The 15,603-nt window shown below is 25.8% G+C and carries 13 protein-coding genes and 1 riboswitch; of the genes, 2 read left to right on the top strand and 11 right to left on the bottom strand.

Going from position 1 to position 15,603, the window contains the following annotated elements:
- Positions 1-13 precede the first annotated feature (13 nt).
- Positions 14-448, top strand: coding sequence for a hypothetical protein (locus I2H23_RS02050; RefSeq protein ID WP_092926616.1), 435 nt, complete (start codon positions 14-16; stop codon positions 446-448).
- Positions 449-526: 78 nt separating this feature from the next.
- Here the strand turns inward: I2H23_RS02050 and tlp are convergent, their stop codons facing one another.
- On the bottom strand, positions 527-754 hold the full coding sequence (gene tlp, locus I2H23_RS02045; protein WP_092926618.1) for a small acid-soluble spore protein Tlp: 228 nt from the start codon (positions 752-754) through the stop codon (positions 527-529).
- A gap of 304 nt (positions 755-1,058) precedes the next feature.
- Positions 1,059-1,146: riboswitch (glycine riboswitch) on the top strand.
- A 225-nt stretch (positions 1,147-1,371) separates the two neighbouring features.
- Between tlp and I2H23_RS02040 the strand changes: the two genes are divergently transcribed.
- Positions 1,372-2,742 carry an alanine/glycine:cation symporter family protein gene (locus I2H23_RS02040; RefSeq protein ID WP_195580934.1) on the top strand — a complete coding sequence of 457 codons (1,371 nt, stop codon included), beginning with the start codon at positions 1,372-1,374 and terminating at the stop codon, positions 2,740-2,742.
- A gap of 98 nt (positions 2,743-2,840) precedes the next feature.
- Here the strand turns inward: I2H23_RS02040 and I2H23_RS02035 are convergent, their stop codons facing one another.
- The 10 genes from I2H23_RS02035 to I2H23_RS01990 form a co-directional block, all read right to left on the bottom strand.
- The gene (locus I2H23_RS02035) at positions 2,841-3,824 is read right to left on the bottom strand and encodes a lipoate--protein ligase (RefSeq protein WP_195580933.1); all 984 of its coding nucleotides are present in this window, start codon (positions 3,822-3,824) and stop codon (positions 2,841-2,843) included.
- A gap of 18 nt (positions 3,825-3,842) precedes the next feature.
- The gene (gene lipA, locus I2H23_RS02030) at positions 3,843-4,700 is read right to left on the bottom strand and encodes a lipoyl synthase (protein ID WP_092926624.1); all 858 of its coding nucleotides are present in this window, start codon (positions 4,698-4,700) and stop codon (positions 3,843-3,845) included.
- Between the two features lie 179 nt (positions 4,701-4,879).
- A complete protein-coding gene (locus I2H23_RS02025; RefSeq protein ID WP_195580932.1) occupies positions 4,880-6,865 on the bottom strand; it encodes a tetratricopeptide repeat-containing diguanylate cyclase in 1,986 nt (661 codons plus the stop codon).
- Between the two features lie 77 nt (positions 6,866-6,942).
- Positions 6,943-7,719: a sulfite exporter TauE/SafE family protein gene (locus I2H23_RS02020; protein ID WP_195580931.1), complete on the bottom strand. Its 777-nt coding sequence runs from the start codon at positions 7,717-7,719 to the stop codon at positions 6,943-6,945.
- A gap of 761 nt (positions 7,720-8,480) precedes the next feature.
- Positions 8,481-10,862 carry a PAS domain-containing sensor histidine kinase gene (locus I2H23_RS02015; RefSeq protein ID WP_195580930.1) on the bottom strand — a complete coding sequence of 794 codons (2,382 nt, stop codon included), beginning with the start codon at positions 10,860-10,862 and terminating at the stop codon, positions 8,481-8,483.
- A 149-nt stretch (positions 10,863-11,011) separates the two neighbouring features.
- Positions 11,012-12,352, bottom strand: coding sequence for a uracil-xanthine permease family protein (locus I2H23_RS02010; protein ID WP_195580929.1), 1,341 nt, complete (start codon positions 12,350-12,352; stop codon positions 11,012-11,014).
- A 195-nt stretch (positions 12,353-12,547) separates the two neighbouring features.
- Complete coding sequence (locus I2H23_RS02005) at positions 12,548-13,723, bottom strand: MFS transporter (protein ID WP_195580928.1); 1,176 nt, start codon at positions 13,721-13,723, stop codon at positions 12,548-12,550.
- Between the two features lie 239 nt (positions 13,724-13,962).
- Entirely contained in the window at positions 13,963-14,112 is a 150-nt protein-coding gene (locus I2H23_RS02000; protein ID WP_176698697.1) for a hypothetical protein, read from the bottom strand.
- A 21-nt stretch (positions 14,113-14,133) separates the two neighbouring features.
- Positions 14,134-14,310, bottom strand: a complete 177-nt coding sequence (locus I2H23_RS01995) for a hypothetical protein (protein WP_176698698.1) — start codon at positions 14,308-14,310, stop codon at positions 14,134-14,136.
- A 192-nt stretch (positions 14,311-14,502) separates the two neighbouring features.
- Positions 14,503-15,447 carry an L-lactate dehydrogenase gene (locus I2H23_RS01990; RefSeq protein WP_092926636.1) on the bottom strand — a complete coding sequence of 315 codons (945 nt, stop codon included), beginning with the start codon at positions 15,445-15,447 and terminating at the stop codon, positions 14,503-14,505.
- Positions 15,448-15,603 lie beyond the last annotated feature (156 nt).

Raw genomic sequence — 15,603 nt, 5'->3', positions numbered from 1 at the left:
TGGAGGTAATAGCTTGAATAATGAAACAATAGAGTTAATGAGTGTTTTAAAAAATATAAAAGATGAAAGTTGTTTAGATGAATATCTAGTAGATATCTATGATAAATATAAAGGCTTAGAATTCAAGACATTTTTTGAAGATATTTTAAAACATAAACAAATTACTAAAAGTGAGCTTATAAAAAATGCTCGTATAGATAGAACTTATGGTTATCAAATTTTAAATGGAAGCAAAAAGCCTAGTCGCGATAAAGTTATAAAACTTTGTATAGGAGCAAATCTAGATATTAAAGAAACTAATAAAGCCTTAAGACTTGCCGATTGCGGTGAACTATATTCTAAAAATTTAAGAGATGCTGTGATTATATTTGGTTTAAACAAAGGAATTGGTATTCTAAAATTAGATGAACTCTTATACGATAGGAATTTGGCTTGCTTAGATGATTAAGATTTAAAAAGGTAATAAGTTTATGTTGTTACATACTTATTACCTTTTTTATATTTAGGATTAAATTATATATTTTATTTATCTATACTCATTTTTATTTACATTAGCTTCTTCTTTTATTTCACTACGCATATTATTAAGAGATTCTTCTCTTCTTTTATTTTTTTCCTCTAATTTTCTTCTTTCTTCAGGATTATCTACCTTTTCAATCATTTCATTTGCTAATCTAATATTTTTTAGAGTATGATTTATATTACATTGTATTTTCTCAACATTGTCTCTTCTATCGTCTGGATTTGGTTTCATTTTATATCTCCTTTTAATTAATTTTCATTAGTTATATTGTTCAATACACATATTTTTATTCTAGTTTGATTAAGTCAAAAAATATATATTATAGAAATTATCCTAAGATTTTAAATATCTAGTTTATATAGCTAAAGTGTTTAATTTTATTTTTTTTGATTTGACATTTGATATTTTTTTTTGTACTATTATAGAAAATGCAATAACAAATCAATACCCGATTGAAGCTTTATAGAAGAGCTGTCATTTTGACACACCGAAGGAGTCGCACTCTCAGGTACTTTTATAAGTAGGACTGTAAAGCTTAGGGAACTCTGGAGAGACCTATATAGGCGCCGAAGGGGCAAGGCAATTTTGCTCAATCTCTCAGGCAAAAGGACAGGGATTATGTACTATACTTACTTTTTGTATAGTTTTATAGTTGTAGTTTATCCAGAGCTAAGTCTTAAGACTTGGCTTTTTTTATTCAAGCAATTATTATTCTTATTATTTAGAAAATTAAAAATTTCTAAATATCTTATCTTCCTGTCAATTAATTCATTTTCCTTTATTGATTTATTAAGGCATAAAATTCACTTCGCTTAAAAAATAAGCGAATATATAAGGAGTGTATTTTTATGAATTTAATTGATGTTTTATCTCAAATTAACTCATTTATATGGGGACCACCTTTACTAATACTATTAGTTGGTACTGGTATATTATTTACTTTTAAACTTGGATTTTTACAAATAACTAAATTACCTACTGCTTTAAAATTAATATTTAAATCAGAAAATAATGGTAGTGGAGATATTTCAAGCTTTAGCGCTTTATGCACTGCTCTTGCTGCTACAGTTGGTACTGGAAATATAGTTGGTGTTGCTACTGCTCTAAAAATAGGAGGTCCTGGTGCATTATTTTGGATGTGGGTTGCAGCATTTTTTGGAATGGCTACTAAATATGCTGAAGGAGTACTTGCTATAAAGTATAGAACTAAAAATGAAAAAAACGAAATTTCTGGTGGTCCTATGTACTATATAGTAAATGGTATGGGATCTAAGTATAAACCTCTTGCTATTTTCTTTGCTATAAGTGGTATTTTAGTTGCTCTTTTAGGTATAGGTACATTTACTCAAGTTAATTCTATAACTGATTCTATTAATGGAAGTTTTGGAATTAATCCTAAAATAACTGGAATTATATTAACATTAATTGTAGCCTTAGTTATATTTGGAGGTATTAAAAATATTTCAAAAGTAGCATCTACAGTAGTTCCATTTATGTCTTTTGTATATATACTAATGTGCTTTTTAATTATTTTAGGCTCATTTAATAAAATACCATCTACATTTATCTTAATACTAAAAAGTGCTTTTACACCTACATCTTCTATAGGTGGATTTATGGGAGCTAGTGTATCTATGGCTATTAGAAATGGTATTGCTCGAGGCGTATTTTCTAATGAATCTGGACTTGGTAGTGCTCCAATTGCAGCAGCTGCTGCTAAAACTAATCATCCAGCTGAGCAAGGTCTTATATCTATGACTGGGACATTTATAGATAGTTTGATAATCTGTTCTCTTACTGGATTTTCTCTTATATTATCTGGTGTATGGAAAGGAGATTTAAATGGTGCTCTTATGACTCAAAGTGCATTTGAAAGTGTTCTTCCACATATTGGACCTTTATTTTTAACTATTAGTTTAAGTTTATTTGCTTTTACTACTATACTTGGTTGGTGTTATTATGGAGAAAGATGTTTTGAGTTTTTATTTGGTATTAAGTTTATAAGCGCTTACAGGGTTGTCTTTGTTTTAATGATACTTATTGGGTCATTTTTAAAACTTGAAATGGTTTGGATAATTGCGGATATGGTTAATGCTCTTATGGCTATACCTAACCTTATAGCTCTAATTTATCTTACTCCTGTAGTTATAGCTGAAACTAATACCTATATGAATTATTTAAAATTAAAAAAAGAAGATTCTTATGCTATTAATATATAAATAAATTACATTAATAACTTATATTTTATATGTATTATTTTAAATAAAAAACCTGTATCAATATTATTGATACAGGTTTTTTATTATTATATCTAAAATTATATTATACATTCTATAAGTTCTTCTTTGTTCACTCGATAGAAATACTTATTTATATCAATATTTTCTAATATATCTAATATATCTTTTTTATTATATCTACATCCATATAGTAAATTTGATATATCCTCTATTTCGCCTTCTCCAAAAAAGTCTCCATTTATTTTACATTCTTTTATTATACCTTTATCTACATTAATCCTAAACTCTACTTTCCCACCATCTAATCTTTTTCCTTTAACAATCTCAAATTTAGGAGATTTTCCGTAGTTCCATTCCCAAGTTTCAAATTTTTCTTTAGCTATTTCTTCTACTCTCTTTATATCTTCTTTTGTTAAATTATAAACTCCACTAGATTCTTTAAGTAAACTCTCTAGCATTATATCTTTAAACTTTAAACTATCCATATCTTCCTTTAAATAGTTTTTAAGATTTGCAACCCTATCTTTAACTGATTTTATTCCTTTAGATATTATCTTATCTTCAGCTACAGTTATACTTCTTACCATTTCCTCTATGTTAGTATCAAATAGTATAGAACCATGGTGTAATTTACATCCATTTTTAACACATTGTGCATTTCCAGAGAATTTTTTGCCATCTACTAATAAATCATTCCTACTATTAAAGTATGTATCTATTCCTTGACTTTTTAATGCTTCAATAATTGGCGTTGTAAATGTTTTAAAGTCTATTCCATTTCCATTATAATTTTTAGTTATAAAGCTAAATTGCCATCCATTCATATCCGTATATATAGTTCCGCCACCTGTTATACGTCTAACTACATTTATATTATTATTTTTTACATAATCTTCATTAATTTCTTCTATTGTATTTTGGAATTTTCCTATCATAAGTGTTGGATTTGTTCTCCAAAACATAAATATAACATCATCTTTTAAGTCTTTCTCATTTATAAGATAATACTCTAGTGCAAAATTAAAGTATGGATTAGTTGAATTATTTTCTACATATATCATGGTTTTATCCCCTTTTGTCTATTTAATAGCTTCTTGTGCATTATACGAACTTCTAACTAAAGGACTACTTGCTATATACTTAAATCCTTTCTCTACTCCAACCACTCTATATTCTTCAAATTTTTCTGGTGTTACGTATTCATAAACTTCTATGTGTTTGTTTGATGGTCTTAGATATTGACCTATTGTAAATATGTCGCATCCTACCTTAAGTACATCATCCATAACCTTAAATACTTCTTCATCACTTTCACTAAGGCCAACCATTATACCAGTTTTTGTTAATATGTGAGGTGCTACTTCCTTTACATATTTTAAAACATCTATACTTCTTTCATATATTGCTTCTGGACGAACTGTATCATATAATCTTTCTACAGTTTCGACATTATGATTTATTACATCAGGATTTGCTTTTATAACTATATCTAAATTTTCTTTGATACCTTTTAAATCTGGTATTAGCACTTCTACAGTAGTATCTGGATTTAAACTCTTCACAGCTTCTATAGTTTTTGCAAAGTGACTAGCTCCACAATCCTCTAAATCATCTCTTGTTACACTTGTTATAACTGCATGAGATAATCCTAGTTCTTTTACTGCTTTTGCTACATTTTCTGGTTCATTTATATCAAGATTTTGAGGTTTACCATTAGTTACATTACAAAACCTACAATTTCTAGTGCATTGACTTCCCATTATCATAAATGTAGCTGTTCTTTTTTTATAGCATTCACCTAAATTAGGGCATTTTGCTTCTTTGCATACTGTATTTAATGATAACTGTTCCATCATAACTTCAATCTCTTTTATAGATTGACGTTCATAATTTACTCTTAGCCACTTTGGCTTTCTTCTTACTTTTGTTTTTTCCATATAATCCCCCTGATAAACGTTTGTCATATACCTTTCTTTATACAATATTAGATATTAACATATAAATTCCTTCATACTTATTCAAATTTTAAATAAAAGCCCTTAAAACATTAATATCATTTTAAGGGCTTTTATTTAAAATTTAATATAATTTTTATAATTAAAAGTTCATTACTTTTTTAATTATATATACTATATCTATTTCTTCCATTATTTTTAGACTCATACAATGCCTTGTCTGCTTTATCTATTGCTAAATATATATCTTCTTTCATATTTTTCTTTTTAGTATATATACCTATACTTGTAGTTACTATGTCATTAACTAATGAATACTTATGTTCTATTGCCTTATTTTTTATATCTTTTTGTATTTTTTCTACTATTTCTATGGCTTCATTTTCACTAGTGTCCTCTAGTATAATAACTATTTCTTCACCTCCAAATCTTATTCCTATCCCTTTCTTTCTAATATTCATAAGAACTGAATTTGATACTTCTTTTATTACTTTATCTCCTTCTATATGTCCATAATTATCATTATATTTCTTAAAGTAGTCTATATCTAGTAATACTATAGAAATTTCCTTTTCTTCTAGTTTCTTTATATTTCTCTGTTCATAATCATCTAGATATCTCCTATTATAAAGACCTGTCATACTATCTTGATAGTGTAATTTTTTTAATGCTTTCACACGAACTATTCTTGCTATTAAAATAATAATTAATATTACTACTATACATGTCATAATTAATACTTTTATTTGTTCGTTTTTCTCTTTCTCTTTTAATACTTCATTTTCATATGCCTTTATTGAATATTCAATATAATCATTTTTTATAATTTCATCTAAAGATTCTTTCTTTTCTTTTAGTATTTCATTGTATTTTTTATATGATTCTAGATCTCCTATTTTACTGTATATTTCAGCTATATCAGAATAGATATCAATTTCTATATATTTAGCACCTTCATTTTTTAGCTTTAGTATTTTATTATATATATCTAAAGCTTCTTTATAATTTCCTTCTTCTTTTAATATACTTGCATATGATAATCCTAAGAAAATATCTTTATGAATAAAATATTCTACTTTATCTTCTTTTAATAACTCTGAACCTTTTTTTATATATTTTTTAGCTTCTTCATAATTTCCTTTATGTATATTTATATTGGCTATATTATAATTTAGAAGAATTTCTACATCATCTTGTTCATTTTTATCTAGATATTTTATATATTTTTTTGTCTCATTTACTACATCACTACATTTATCGTAATCACCGATACTTAAGTATGCATGCATCTGATTTATATATGTATTTACCTTTGCTTCTGCATTGTTTAATTTATTTGGTATTTTTATATTTATTGCCATATCATACCAATCTATAGCTTCTTTATGCAGACCTAATTCATATACTATATCACCTATAAGAGTATATGCTTTAGCTTCATACACACCAGCTTTATCTATATTTGGATGTTTCTTTGCTAAATTTATAACATCTAAATAATTATATATAGCTTTGCCATACTTTCTATCCATAGTATATATTATAGCTAAATTTCCCCTTAATGCCATTTTAGTCTCTATATCTAAATTGCTAGTTTCTTCTATATATGATTTTAGTAATTTTATTGATTCATCCTTAGTTTTTGCATTATAACTTAATGGAAATATTACTTCCCAAACTACATTACTATTATTTTTATATGACTTATCTTCCTTTATATATGTAATTGCCTTCTTAGCATTAGTTATTAAATTTTCACTTTTGCCTTCTTCTAAAAGACAATTATTTAAAAGTATATAATTGTATACTTTTAAAAATGTATCCTTAGAATTTTTTATATCCTTTTTGGCTAATTCAAAATTTTTTATTGCACTTTTATAATCATGTATACTATAGTCTATATAACCTTGTATAAAGTAATATTCACTGTCTTTTACTTCACCCTTTAAATTAGCCCTAACTTTGTTTATATAGTTTTTTTCTAATTCTTTTTTATTATATGTACTCTCTATACTATCTATTATGCTATATTTACTCAAATTACTATCATTTAGTTTTTGTGCATATACACTATTATTTTTTATTGATACACAAATTATAAATAAAATAGTAAGAAGTAAAAAAATACTTTTTATATTTTTTATCATTATATTTTTTCCCCTCATTTTCTTACTTAGATATTTTTTGATATTAACAATTATTTGGTTATTAAATATATATTTAACTATTTTTTTATTAAATTGTACAAATTAAAACACATAATTAGTAACATAGTATATGTAAAAAGATTTTTTATATTGTTTTTCTTCATCTTTCCTAATAAATAACTTCCTATAAATCCTCCCATAATACCACCTACAACCATGAAAGGAAGTACCTCTAAGTTATATACACTAAATCCTTCTGATAAAAACACCGATAAAAGTTTAGACCCTTGTGAAAAAAATATTATAAATATAGAATGTATAGAGCTTTCCTTACTTCCCATACCTAATATATACATTAATGCAATTACATTTATCGGTCCTCCACCTATTCCTAAAAATGAAGAAATTATACCTAATATAATACCTATCAATGCACAAAATCCTATATTATTAACTCTAAAACCTTTAATTTTACCTTCATTAATATATAAAATTAAAACTACACCCATAAGTATAAATAATGTAGTTGATTGTATTTTTTGGCCTAGTAAATTATTGTTTAAAGCCGCTAAAAATAAGGTAAATAAATTTTTACCTAATATCCCACCTATTATAGAACCTATTGCTAGAGATATAGTTCTCTTTCCATCTAATTTAACTTTATTTTTTATGCTTTTTAATAAAGCTACTATTGACATAGAAAACACAGTAAAGCTAGATAATATACTTATCGTACTTATATCATAATTTCCTAATGTATCAAGTACTGGCTTTATTATAACTCCTCCACCAATTCCTGATATTGCACCAATAGTCGTCGCTATTATTCCTACTAAAAAATATATGATATTCATTAATTCCCCTCCCTTATGCAAAATATCTTAATTTATGGTCTATAGTCATATTTTATCATAGTATTATTTATTTTTTATGATAAGTTTATAATACCATTTCAATGAATCCTTTGATTTTAGCCAATCTGTATTATTATTTATCTTCATCTTTTTTCATATTTTTAAATTAATCTTATCTTATTAATTCTTGCAGTTTTTACAAAAAGTACATATAGCAATTCAATCGCTTTAGCTGTATCATTTATAACCCCTCTTATTATGGGCAGCGCATTCTTCTTTTTATTTAAAGGAAGTAAATTTTGTTGTTCCTATGAAAGTAGCAATTCATTTGAAAGATAGGTAAGTTAACTTTGTGTAATATGTCTAATACATTGATGTTTAAAAAATACAAACTACAAAAACTTAATAAATTAAATAATATTGCTATATAATTATAATCATGTTTATTTACTGCATCTAAAAAAGTAGATATATCAAATATTTTTTATTACTTGATATATCTACTTTTTTTAAGATTCTATACATTACTTTTTGTAAATTAAAGCATATAAGATGTATATTTTATATTCTTTAATTATTATCAGTAAACTCCATATTCCATTTATTTTCTATCTAATTTACTATAAATACATTTATAGTCTGCGTAAGCAACTATACAAAGCATCGATAATAATAATATAATTCAAAAAAGGTTTTCACTTTAGCTAGTGAAAACCTTCATGGTTTATAATTAATTATTCATTAATTTATTATATATATTTTTAAATATTATATATATCTGAAAACTCTATATTACACTTTTCTATTTGTGAATCTCTTAAATTTTTATCTAATATAGTTACTTCTTCATCTTCAATTAAAGATACAGGTATTTCAAATATAAATTCACTTCCTATATTTAATTCACTTTCTACCCTTATAGAACCTCCATGCATTTCTACTAAAGATTTAACTAAGGATAAACCAATTCCACTACCTTCTCTTCTTTTTATTAGTGCATCATTTACTTGTCCAAATCTATCAAATATAATTCCTATTTTATCCTTAGGTATTCCAGTTCCATTATCTTTTACAGATACTATTACTTTTTTACCATCTGATTTTAAACTTACTATTATTTTTCCATATTCTCCTGTATATTTTATTGCATTTGATAATAAGTTTAGCATAACCCTCTCTATTTTATCAGGGTCACATGCTAATATTTCACACTCTGTATCAGTATCAAATATTAAATTTATATTTTTACACTCTACATAATTTACAACTGATAGAGTTATATCCTCTATTATATTAACTATATTATTATTAGAAAGTTGTAATTCATAGTATCCTGTTTCTATTTTACTTATATCTATAAGATTATTTACAAGTCTTAAAAGTCTATAAGAATTTTGCTTTATTGTACTTATATGATTAATAAGTTTTTCAGTAGTTATGCTATTTTTATATATACTTTGATTTAATAACTGCATGCTCCCAAGTATTATATTAAGTGGAGTTTTAAATTCATGTGATATATTAGAGAAAAACTCATTTTTCATACTCTCTATTTCAATAGCTTTTTCTAGTTTTTTAGTTTGTTCTTCAACATACATTTCTTTTGTTATATCTCTTCCTGTAACTAAAAAATGCTTTTCTTCCTCTACATACTTGCTACCTATATGTAACCATATATATTTGCCATTTTTGTTTAAATATCTATACTTAACATTTTTTCTAAATTTAGAACCTTTTTTAAAATCTTTAACTGGTAATACCTTTTTCATATCTTCAGGATGTAGTAAATTTTTTAAATTAATGTTTAGTAATTCTTCTTCTGTCCATCCTAGTACTTCACTCCATTTTGAGTTTGCTTTTTTAAAATATCCATCTTCATCTATAACCCCTACTAAATCAACTGCTGTTTCTAAAAACAATGCCAATTCTTTTTCTGTATTGCTTCTTTTTTTATTTTCTATTTTTATTTCATTAGTAAGTTTTAAGTTTTTGATTAATATAGCCATTTGACCACATATGGCCTTTATAAAATTACTTTGGTCATATTCTGGTGGTTTATTATTATCTTTATAATATATAGTTAATATACCTATAATATCATCTCTTAATTTTATTTTATAAGTTCCTATGTATTTTACTCCATCATTTTCCATTTTTTTATATGTACTTAGATGCTTTACTTCATTTATATCCCTTAAGCCATCTGATATATTATTAAAAACTTCCCACTCTATTGTATCTTTACCTAGCTTTATTATCCCTTCATGCTGTGATATAGTAAAATAACCTCTTCTTATATATGATTTTAATTCTTTTTTATCTTTATCATACAACCATACTGATATCCCATCACTATTTAAATATTTTGAAAATTCGTCACAAGTATCTTCTAATAATCCTTTTATATCACAGCTAGTTCTATTTAAAATATTGTGTAAAGTCGATACTTGATTATGGTTATTAAATACCTGTTTTTCTATCTTTTTTCTCAAGCTTATATCTCTTGTAGCTCCTACCGTATAAATTACATCTTCATTTTCACCAAGTATAGGTGCCTTATACGATTCAAACTCTTTGCTTATTCCATTTACTATTATAGCTTCTTCAAATAGCCTTGGCTTTTTTGTATTTATTACCTCTTCATCTACCTCTTTATATAAATGTGCATATTCATCTTTAAAATTATCTATATCATAATTTCCTATCATATTTTCTTTTTCTTTGTTGGCAAGACTTGCTAGATATCTATTTGAGTATAAATATTTACCATCTATATTCTTAATCCATAATCCTATCGGTATACTATCTAGTAGATTATCTAAGTCTTCTATTGTATATGATTTGCTTATTTCTTTACATAATATAAAAATTACTTCTTTTTCTTCAAAAAAATCTATTATTATATCACAGTTAAATTTGACAATGTCTTTTGTCTTTCTATAAAACAACAAATCTATATTTTCTTCTTTTTTTATACAATCAATATCTTCTATATTATATAAAATATTATTTATATTATTTTGTATTATATCCTCTTGTTTATACCCTAATTTTTCTAATAATACTTCATTACAAAATAATATATCTCCTTTATTATTTATAATTATTATATTCTCATTTAATTTATTAAATATCCTTTTCATCGGTATATTTCCCCCTGTTATATCTTTCCCTATTATAATTATATATAACTTATACCTAAATTTAAATAAAATTTTAACACATATATATAAAGTTTTTTATAAAAAAATAGCTATTTTTACATATAAAAATAACTATCTTTTATTTTGTATTAAGATATTTGACCTTCTAATTTAACTTCTAATTCTACAGATTTTTCTTCTTTTGGAAGTACTATATTTAAAACTACTGCTATAATTGCAACTAATACAAGTCCTGAATCTCCAAATATTAATTGTATAGATTCTGGCATATTAGAAAGAACTCCTGGAACAAATGATAATCCAACGCCAACTCCTAATGAAAGTGCTACTATTGTGCTATTTCTATTATTAAGAGGCTCACTAGTTATAAGCTTTATCCCACTAACTGCAATCATTGCAAACATCATTACACTAGCTCCACCTAATACACTTGAAGGCATTAAAGATATTATTGCTCCAAATTTTGGAAATACTGCTGCTAATATTAAAAATACTGCACCTGTTGCTACTACATTTCTATTTATAACTTTAGTCATGGCTATAATCCCTACATTTTGGCCAAACGAAGTATTTGGAAGTACACTAAACATTGCCCCTATAACACTTCCTATACCATCTGCCATAACTCCACCTGCTATTTCTTTATCAGTAGCATCTCTTCCTATCCCTGAATGGGCTATTGATGTTATATCCCCTACTGTCTCAACAGCTGAAACTATAAATACACAAGCTACTGCAAATATTGCGTCTAGATGGAATTCAAACCCGAATGTAAACGGCATTGGAACAGATATCATAGACATCTGAGATAGTTGCGAAAAATCTATCTTTCCCATTGGTATTGCTACTATATATCCAACTATAAGTCCTATAAGTATTGATGCTAAACTAGTTATCCCTTTAGTATATTGATTAAAAATTAATACAGTTAGTAAAACTACTGTTCCTAATATAAGATTTGATATTGAACCAAAGTCACTAGCTCCTACTCCACCTGCAAAATAATTTATACCTGTTGGAAGTAAAGATATACCCATAGCTAAAACTACTGTTCCTGTTACCACTGACGAGAAAAATCTCCTTAATTTTTTCATACTTTGACCAAACATTACTTCTATAAGCCCACCTACTAGACATGCTCCAAGTATCGTTTCATATCCATACTTAGCACCTATTGCTGTAAGTACTGGTACAAACCCAAAACTAGTTCCCATAACTATTGGTAACCTCGCTCCAAATGGACCAACTTTATAACATTGTATTAATGTTACTATTCCAGATACAAACATAGCACATTGTATTAAAGAAGTTTTATCAGCTAATGACAAGTTAAGTATATTAGAAATTATTATAAGTGGTGTAACATTTCCAACAAACATCGCGAGTATATGCTGAAGACCTAAGGGTATAGCTTCTGTTAATTTTGGCTTACCATCTAGTTGATAAATAACCGAACTTTGATTCTTCATTTTATATTTCCTCCCCTATGAAACCGATTATTATTCCACAAATTTATTTAATAATTCGTATTTATAGGTTAATTATAGCATAACAGTATTTTTTTTCAATAATTTATGAACTTTTTTTAAATTTTATCTATTTAAGTACGATTTAATAAGTACTTTATTCTTAATATTCATATTAATTTCTATTTTTTATACTAGTTATTCTTCATTTATTTCTAATTTAAGTTTTTTTAATATTAAAAGTCCGAATGCTCCTATAAAAGAAGCCAACATAACTACTATCCACCCTATAGATATAGAGCTTGAATCTATAATTTTCCCCATTATCATAGGTCCCATTGCATATCCCATTCCAGTAATTAATGGTATTACAGAACTTATCCTTCCCCTATGAGATATAGGAGTATTGTTCGCTATAAAAGCCGAACTATTAATAGCTATTAAAACTTCGCCTATAGTTAATAATATTATTGCTAGGAAAAATAATGGCATCACTTTTGAAAAACTAACCACTAAAAAACATAACCCATATAAAATTCCTCCTATAGACATAATGTTCATAGATTTATATTTTTTAGTTTTACTAGTGAGTATAGGAGTTAATATAATTACTATAAATCCATTTAATCCTCCTAATAATCCATACAATCTTGCCCCATCCTCTCCAAATATTTCTCCCATTTGAAGAGGAAGAGAAAATCCCCATTGAGAATATGAAAATTGATATAATAGCATTATAATAGGAAATGCTATTAGTATAGGTCTTTTAATTAATACTTTTAAAGTAGAAAAATCTTTATATTCATCATCATATATCTCTTTTGACTCTATTACATTGCTTTTTTTAATTTTTGTTGGCTCTTTTACATAAAATATAAATAGTGTTAAGGCTATTAAGGTAGTTATAGCATCTCCTATAAATATTAAAAATAAATAATCTTTATATAAAAATCCACCAAGTATTGGACCTATAGAAAAACCAATATTCACTCCCATATACAATAGTGAGTATGATTCTTTTCTATTTCCTTCATTAGTTAAATCTGCATTTAACGCATCATAAGCAGGTGATGATATTGAATAAAAACATGATGATAATATCATTATCTTAGCTGTTAATACAGTAGTATCCATAAGCCCACATATAATTAACATAAGTGCACCTAAAGCTTGAAATGTTATTATAACTTTTCTTCTTCCAATCGTATCACTTAACTTTCCTCCAGTTATCATACATGGAGCCTGAAATACTGCAAGCATTGTCACAAATTGACCGGCTTCAAAAGCTGACATTCCTATTTTTTGTGTAAGTATCAATGACATAAGAGGATGTACAAAAGAACCTATACTATTTACTATTTTACCTATAAACAATATGTATATCTCTTTTGGGAGTCCTTTATATGTATTAAGTAATTTATTAATAATAATCCCCCCTAAACTCTATTACCTCATTCATTAATAATTAATATTAGTATTTCTATTTATATTTTTCAATAATTTATATATCTAAATGCGCCTACTTAAATAATTTATTCAAATAAAATAGTAGGTTATTTAATATAAATATTAATTAACCTACTATTTTATAACTATATTATTGTGTTACTAATTTAATTATCACTTACTTTTTTATTATCGTCTTCTTTTTCTAATTCATTTATATTCTCAGCTATTTCTTTTATAGAGGAACTATTTGAAAGTATATATTTTGCATACTCAATTGCGTCTTTATAATGTCCATTTGAAAATTTATTCTCCATTAGTTTCCTCCTAAATTTAATTTAACATGGTGGGAAATGATGTTTTTTAGCTAATCTTTCGCCTACTATGTCACCTATTTTTTTATTAGTACTTATTTCTTTTGCAATTTCCATTCTATTTTTATTTTCTTTTAATAACTTATCCATATGTGGATTATTATCTGACCTTCCTTCATTTACTTTAACTTCTTTTTTCATAACTTTATCCTTTCTTTTAAATTGTGCTTACTTTTAAGTTCTCCATATATTGAAGTTTTATTATTATAAGTTTTTTTATATTTTAGATAAATTTGTTTAAACTAATACTCTAAATATTTCATATACTATTACATAACTATAAATAATTAAAAGCGCTACTTAAAATTAAGTAGCGCTTTTAATTATTTATTTTTATAAGTCTAATTTTTTTATATTTTCTTTCATTATCTTTATAGAATCATTTAACTTTTCTTTTTCTGTAGCATCAAGTGGTAAATGTATCACTTCTCTTACTCCATCTTTATTTACTATACTTGGAACTGCTATATACACGTCTTCATTTCCATATTCTCCATTTAAATATGATGATACTGTAAGTACTGTATTTTCATTTTCAAGTATAGCTTTAGTTATCTTAGTTAAAGCCATTCCTATACCATAATATGTCGACTTTTTACAATCAATTATTTTATAAGCTATATTTCTAACTTCATCTTCTATTTTTTCTAAATCATCAAAATCTATATTCTTATCTTTTCTAGATGCTATTTGATATATTGGTTGTAATCCACAAAGTGCATAACTCCAAGCTACAAATTGAGAATCTCCATGTTCACCCATTACATATGCATTTATATCTTTAGGATTTACATTTAATCTTTCACCTAATGTATATCTAAGTCTAGCTGAATCTAGTGTCGTTCCTGATCCTATGACTTTCGATTTATCATAACCAGATAATTTCCATGATACATAAGTCATTATATCAACTGGATTTGTAGCTATTAATAATATTCCTTTAAAGCCTGTCTTTTTTATTTCTCCTATTATAGACTTCATTATTTTTGTATTTTTATGTAATAAGTCTAATCTTGTCTCTCCTTCATTTTGTATAGCACCTGCTGTTATGCATATTATGTAGGCATCACTACAATCGCTATAATCCCCTGCATATATCTTCATTTTTCTTGGTGCAAAGCTAAGTCCATGATTTAAATCAATAGCTTCTCCTTCAGCTCTTTTTTTATCTAAATCTATAAGTACTAATTCTTCGCATGTTCCTTGGTTCACCATTGAATAAGCATAGCTCATTCCCACCATTCCTGTTCCTACTATTACAACTTTACTTTTATTCATTTGGCCCCTCCTAGTTAGTCTTTTCATATTATATACCATTTTTTGCAAATTTTAAATCTTTAAAATTGTTTTTATAATAGATTTCACTTTTTTGGATATACATATTCTCATATATTAAAATAAAATATTTATTTTTTAGTAACTATAGATATACTT

The organism is Romboutsia sp. BSD2780061687b_171204_C1, assembly GCF_015560225.1.
Taxonomy (GTDB): domain Bacteria; phylum Bacillota; class Clostridia; order Peptostreptococcales; family Peptostreptococcaceae; genus Romboutsia_C; species Romboutsia_C hominis.
Note: the sequence above shows the minus strand (reverse complement) of the source record. Positions and strands in the feature narration are given on the sequence as shown.

What these genes read in the sequence shown, in the direction of transcription:
- I2H23_RS01990 (WP_092926636.1), bottom strand. Translation starts at nt 15,447, where the DNA reads ATGAATAAAAGTAAAGTTGTAATAGTAGGAACAGGAATGGTGGGAATG.
- I2H23_RS02020 (WP_195580931.1), bottom strand. Translation starts at nt 7,719, where the DNA reads ATGAATATCATATATTTTTTAGTAGGAATAATAGCGACGACTATTGGT.
- I2H23_RS02040 (WP_195580934.1), top strand. Translation starts at nt 1,372, where the DNA reads ATGAATTTAATTGATGTTTTATCTCAAATTAACTCATTTATATGGGGA.
- I2H23_RS01995 (WP_176698698.1), bottom strand. Translation starts at nt 14,310, where the DNA reads ATGAAAAAAGAAGTTAAAGTAAATGAAGGAAGGTCAGATAATAATCCA.
- I2H23_RS02035 (WP_195580933.1), bottom strand. Translation starts at nt 3,824, where the DNA reads ATGATATATGTAGAAAATAATTCAACTAATCCATACTTTAATTTTGCA.
- I2H23_RS02025 (WP_195580932.1), bottom strand. Translation starts at nt 6,865, where the DNA reads ATGATAAAAAATATAAAAAGTATTTTTTTACTTCTTACTATTTTATTT.
- tlp (WP_092926618.1), bottom strand. Translation starts at nt 754, where the DNA reads ATGAAACCAAATCCAGACGATAGAAGAGACAATGTTGAGAAAATACAA.
- lipA (WP_092926624.1), bottom strand. Translation starts at nt 4,700, where the DNA reads ATGGAAAAAACAAAAGTAAGAAGAAAGCCAAAGTGGCTAAGAGTAAAT.
- I2H23_RS02015 (WP_195580930.1), bottom strand. Translation starts at nt 10,862, where the DNA reads ATGAAAAGGATATTTAATAAATTAAATGAGAATATAATAATTATAAAT.
- I2H23_RS02000 (WP_176698697.1), bottom strand. Translation starts at nt 14,112, where the DNA reads ATGGAGAATAAATTTTCAAATGGACATTATAAAGACGCAATTGAGTAT.
- I2H23_RS02010 (WP_195580929.1), bottom strand. Translation starts at nt 12,352, where the DNA reads ATGAAGAATCAAAGTTCGGTTATTTATCAACTAGATGGTAAGCCAAAA.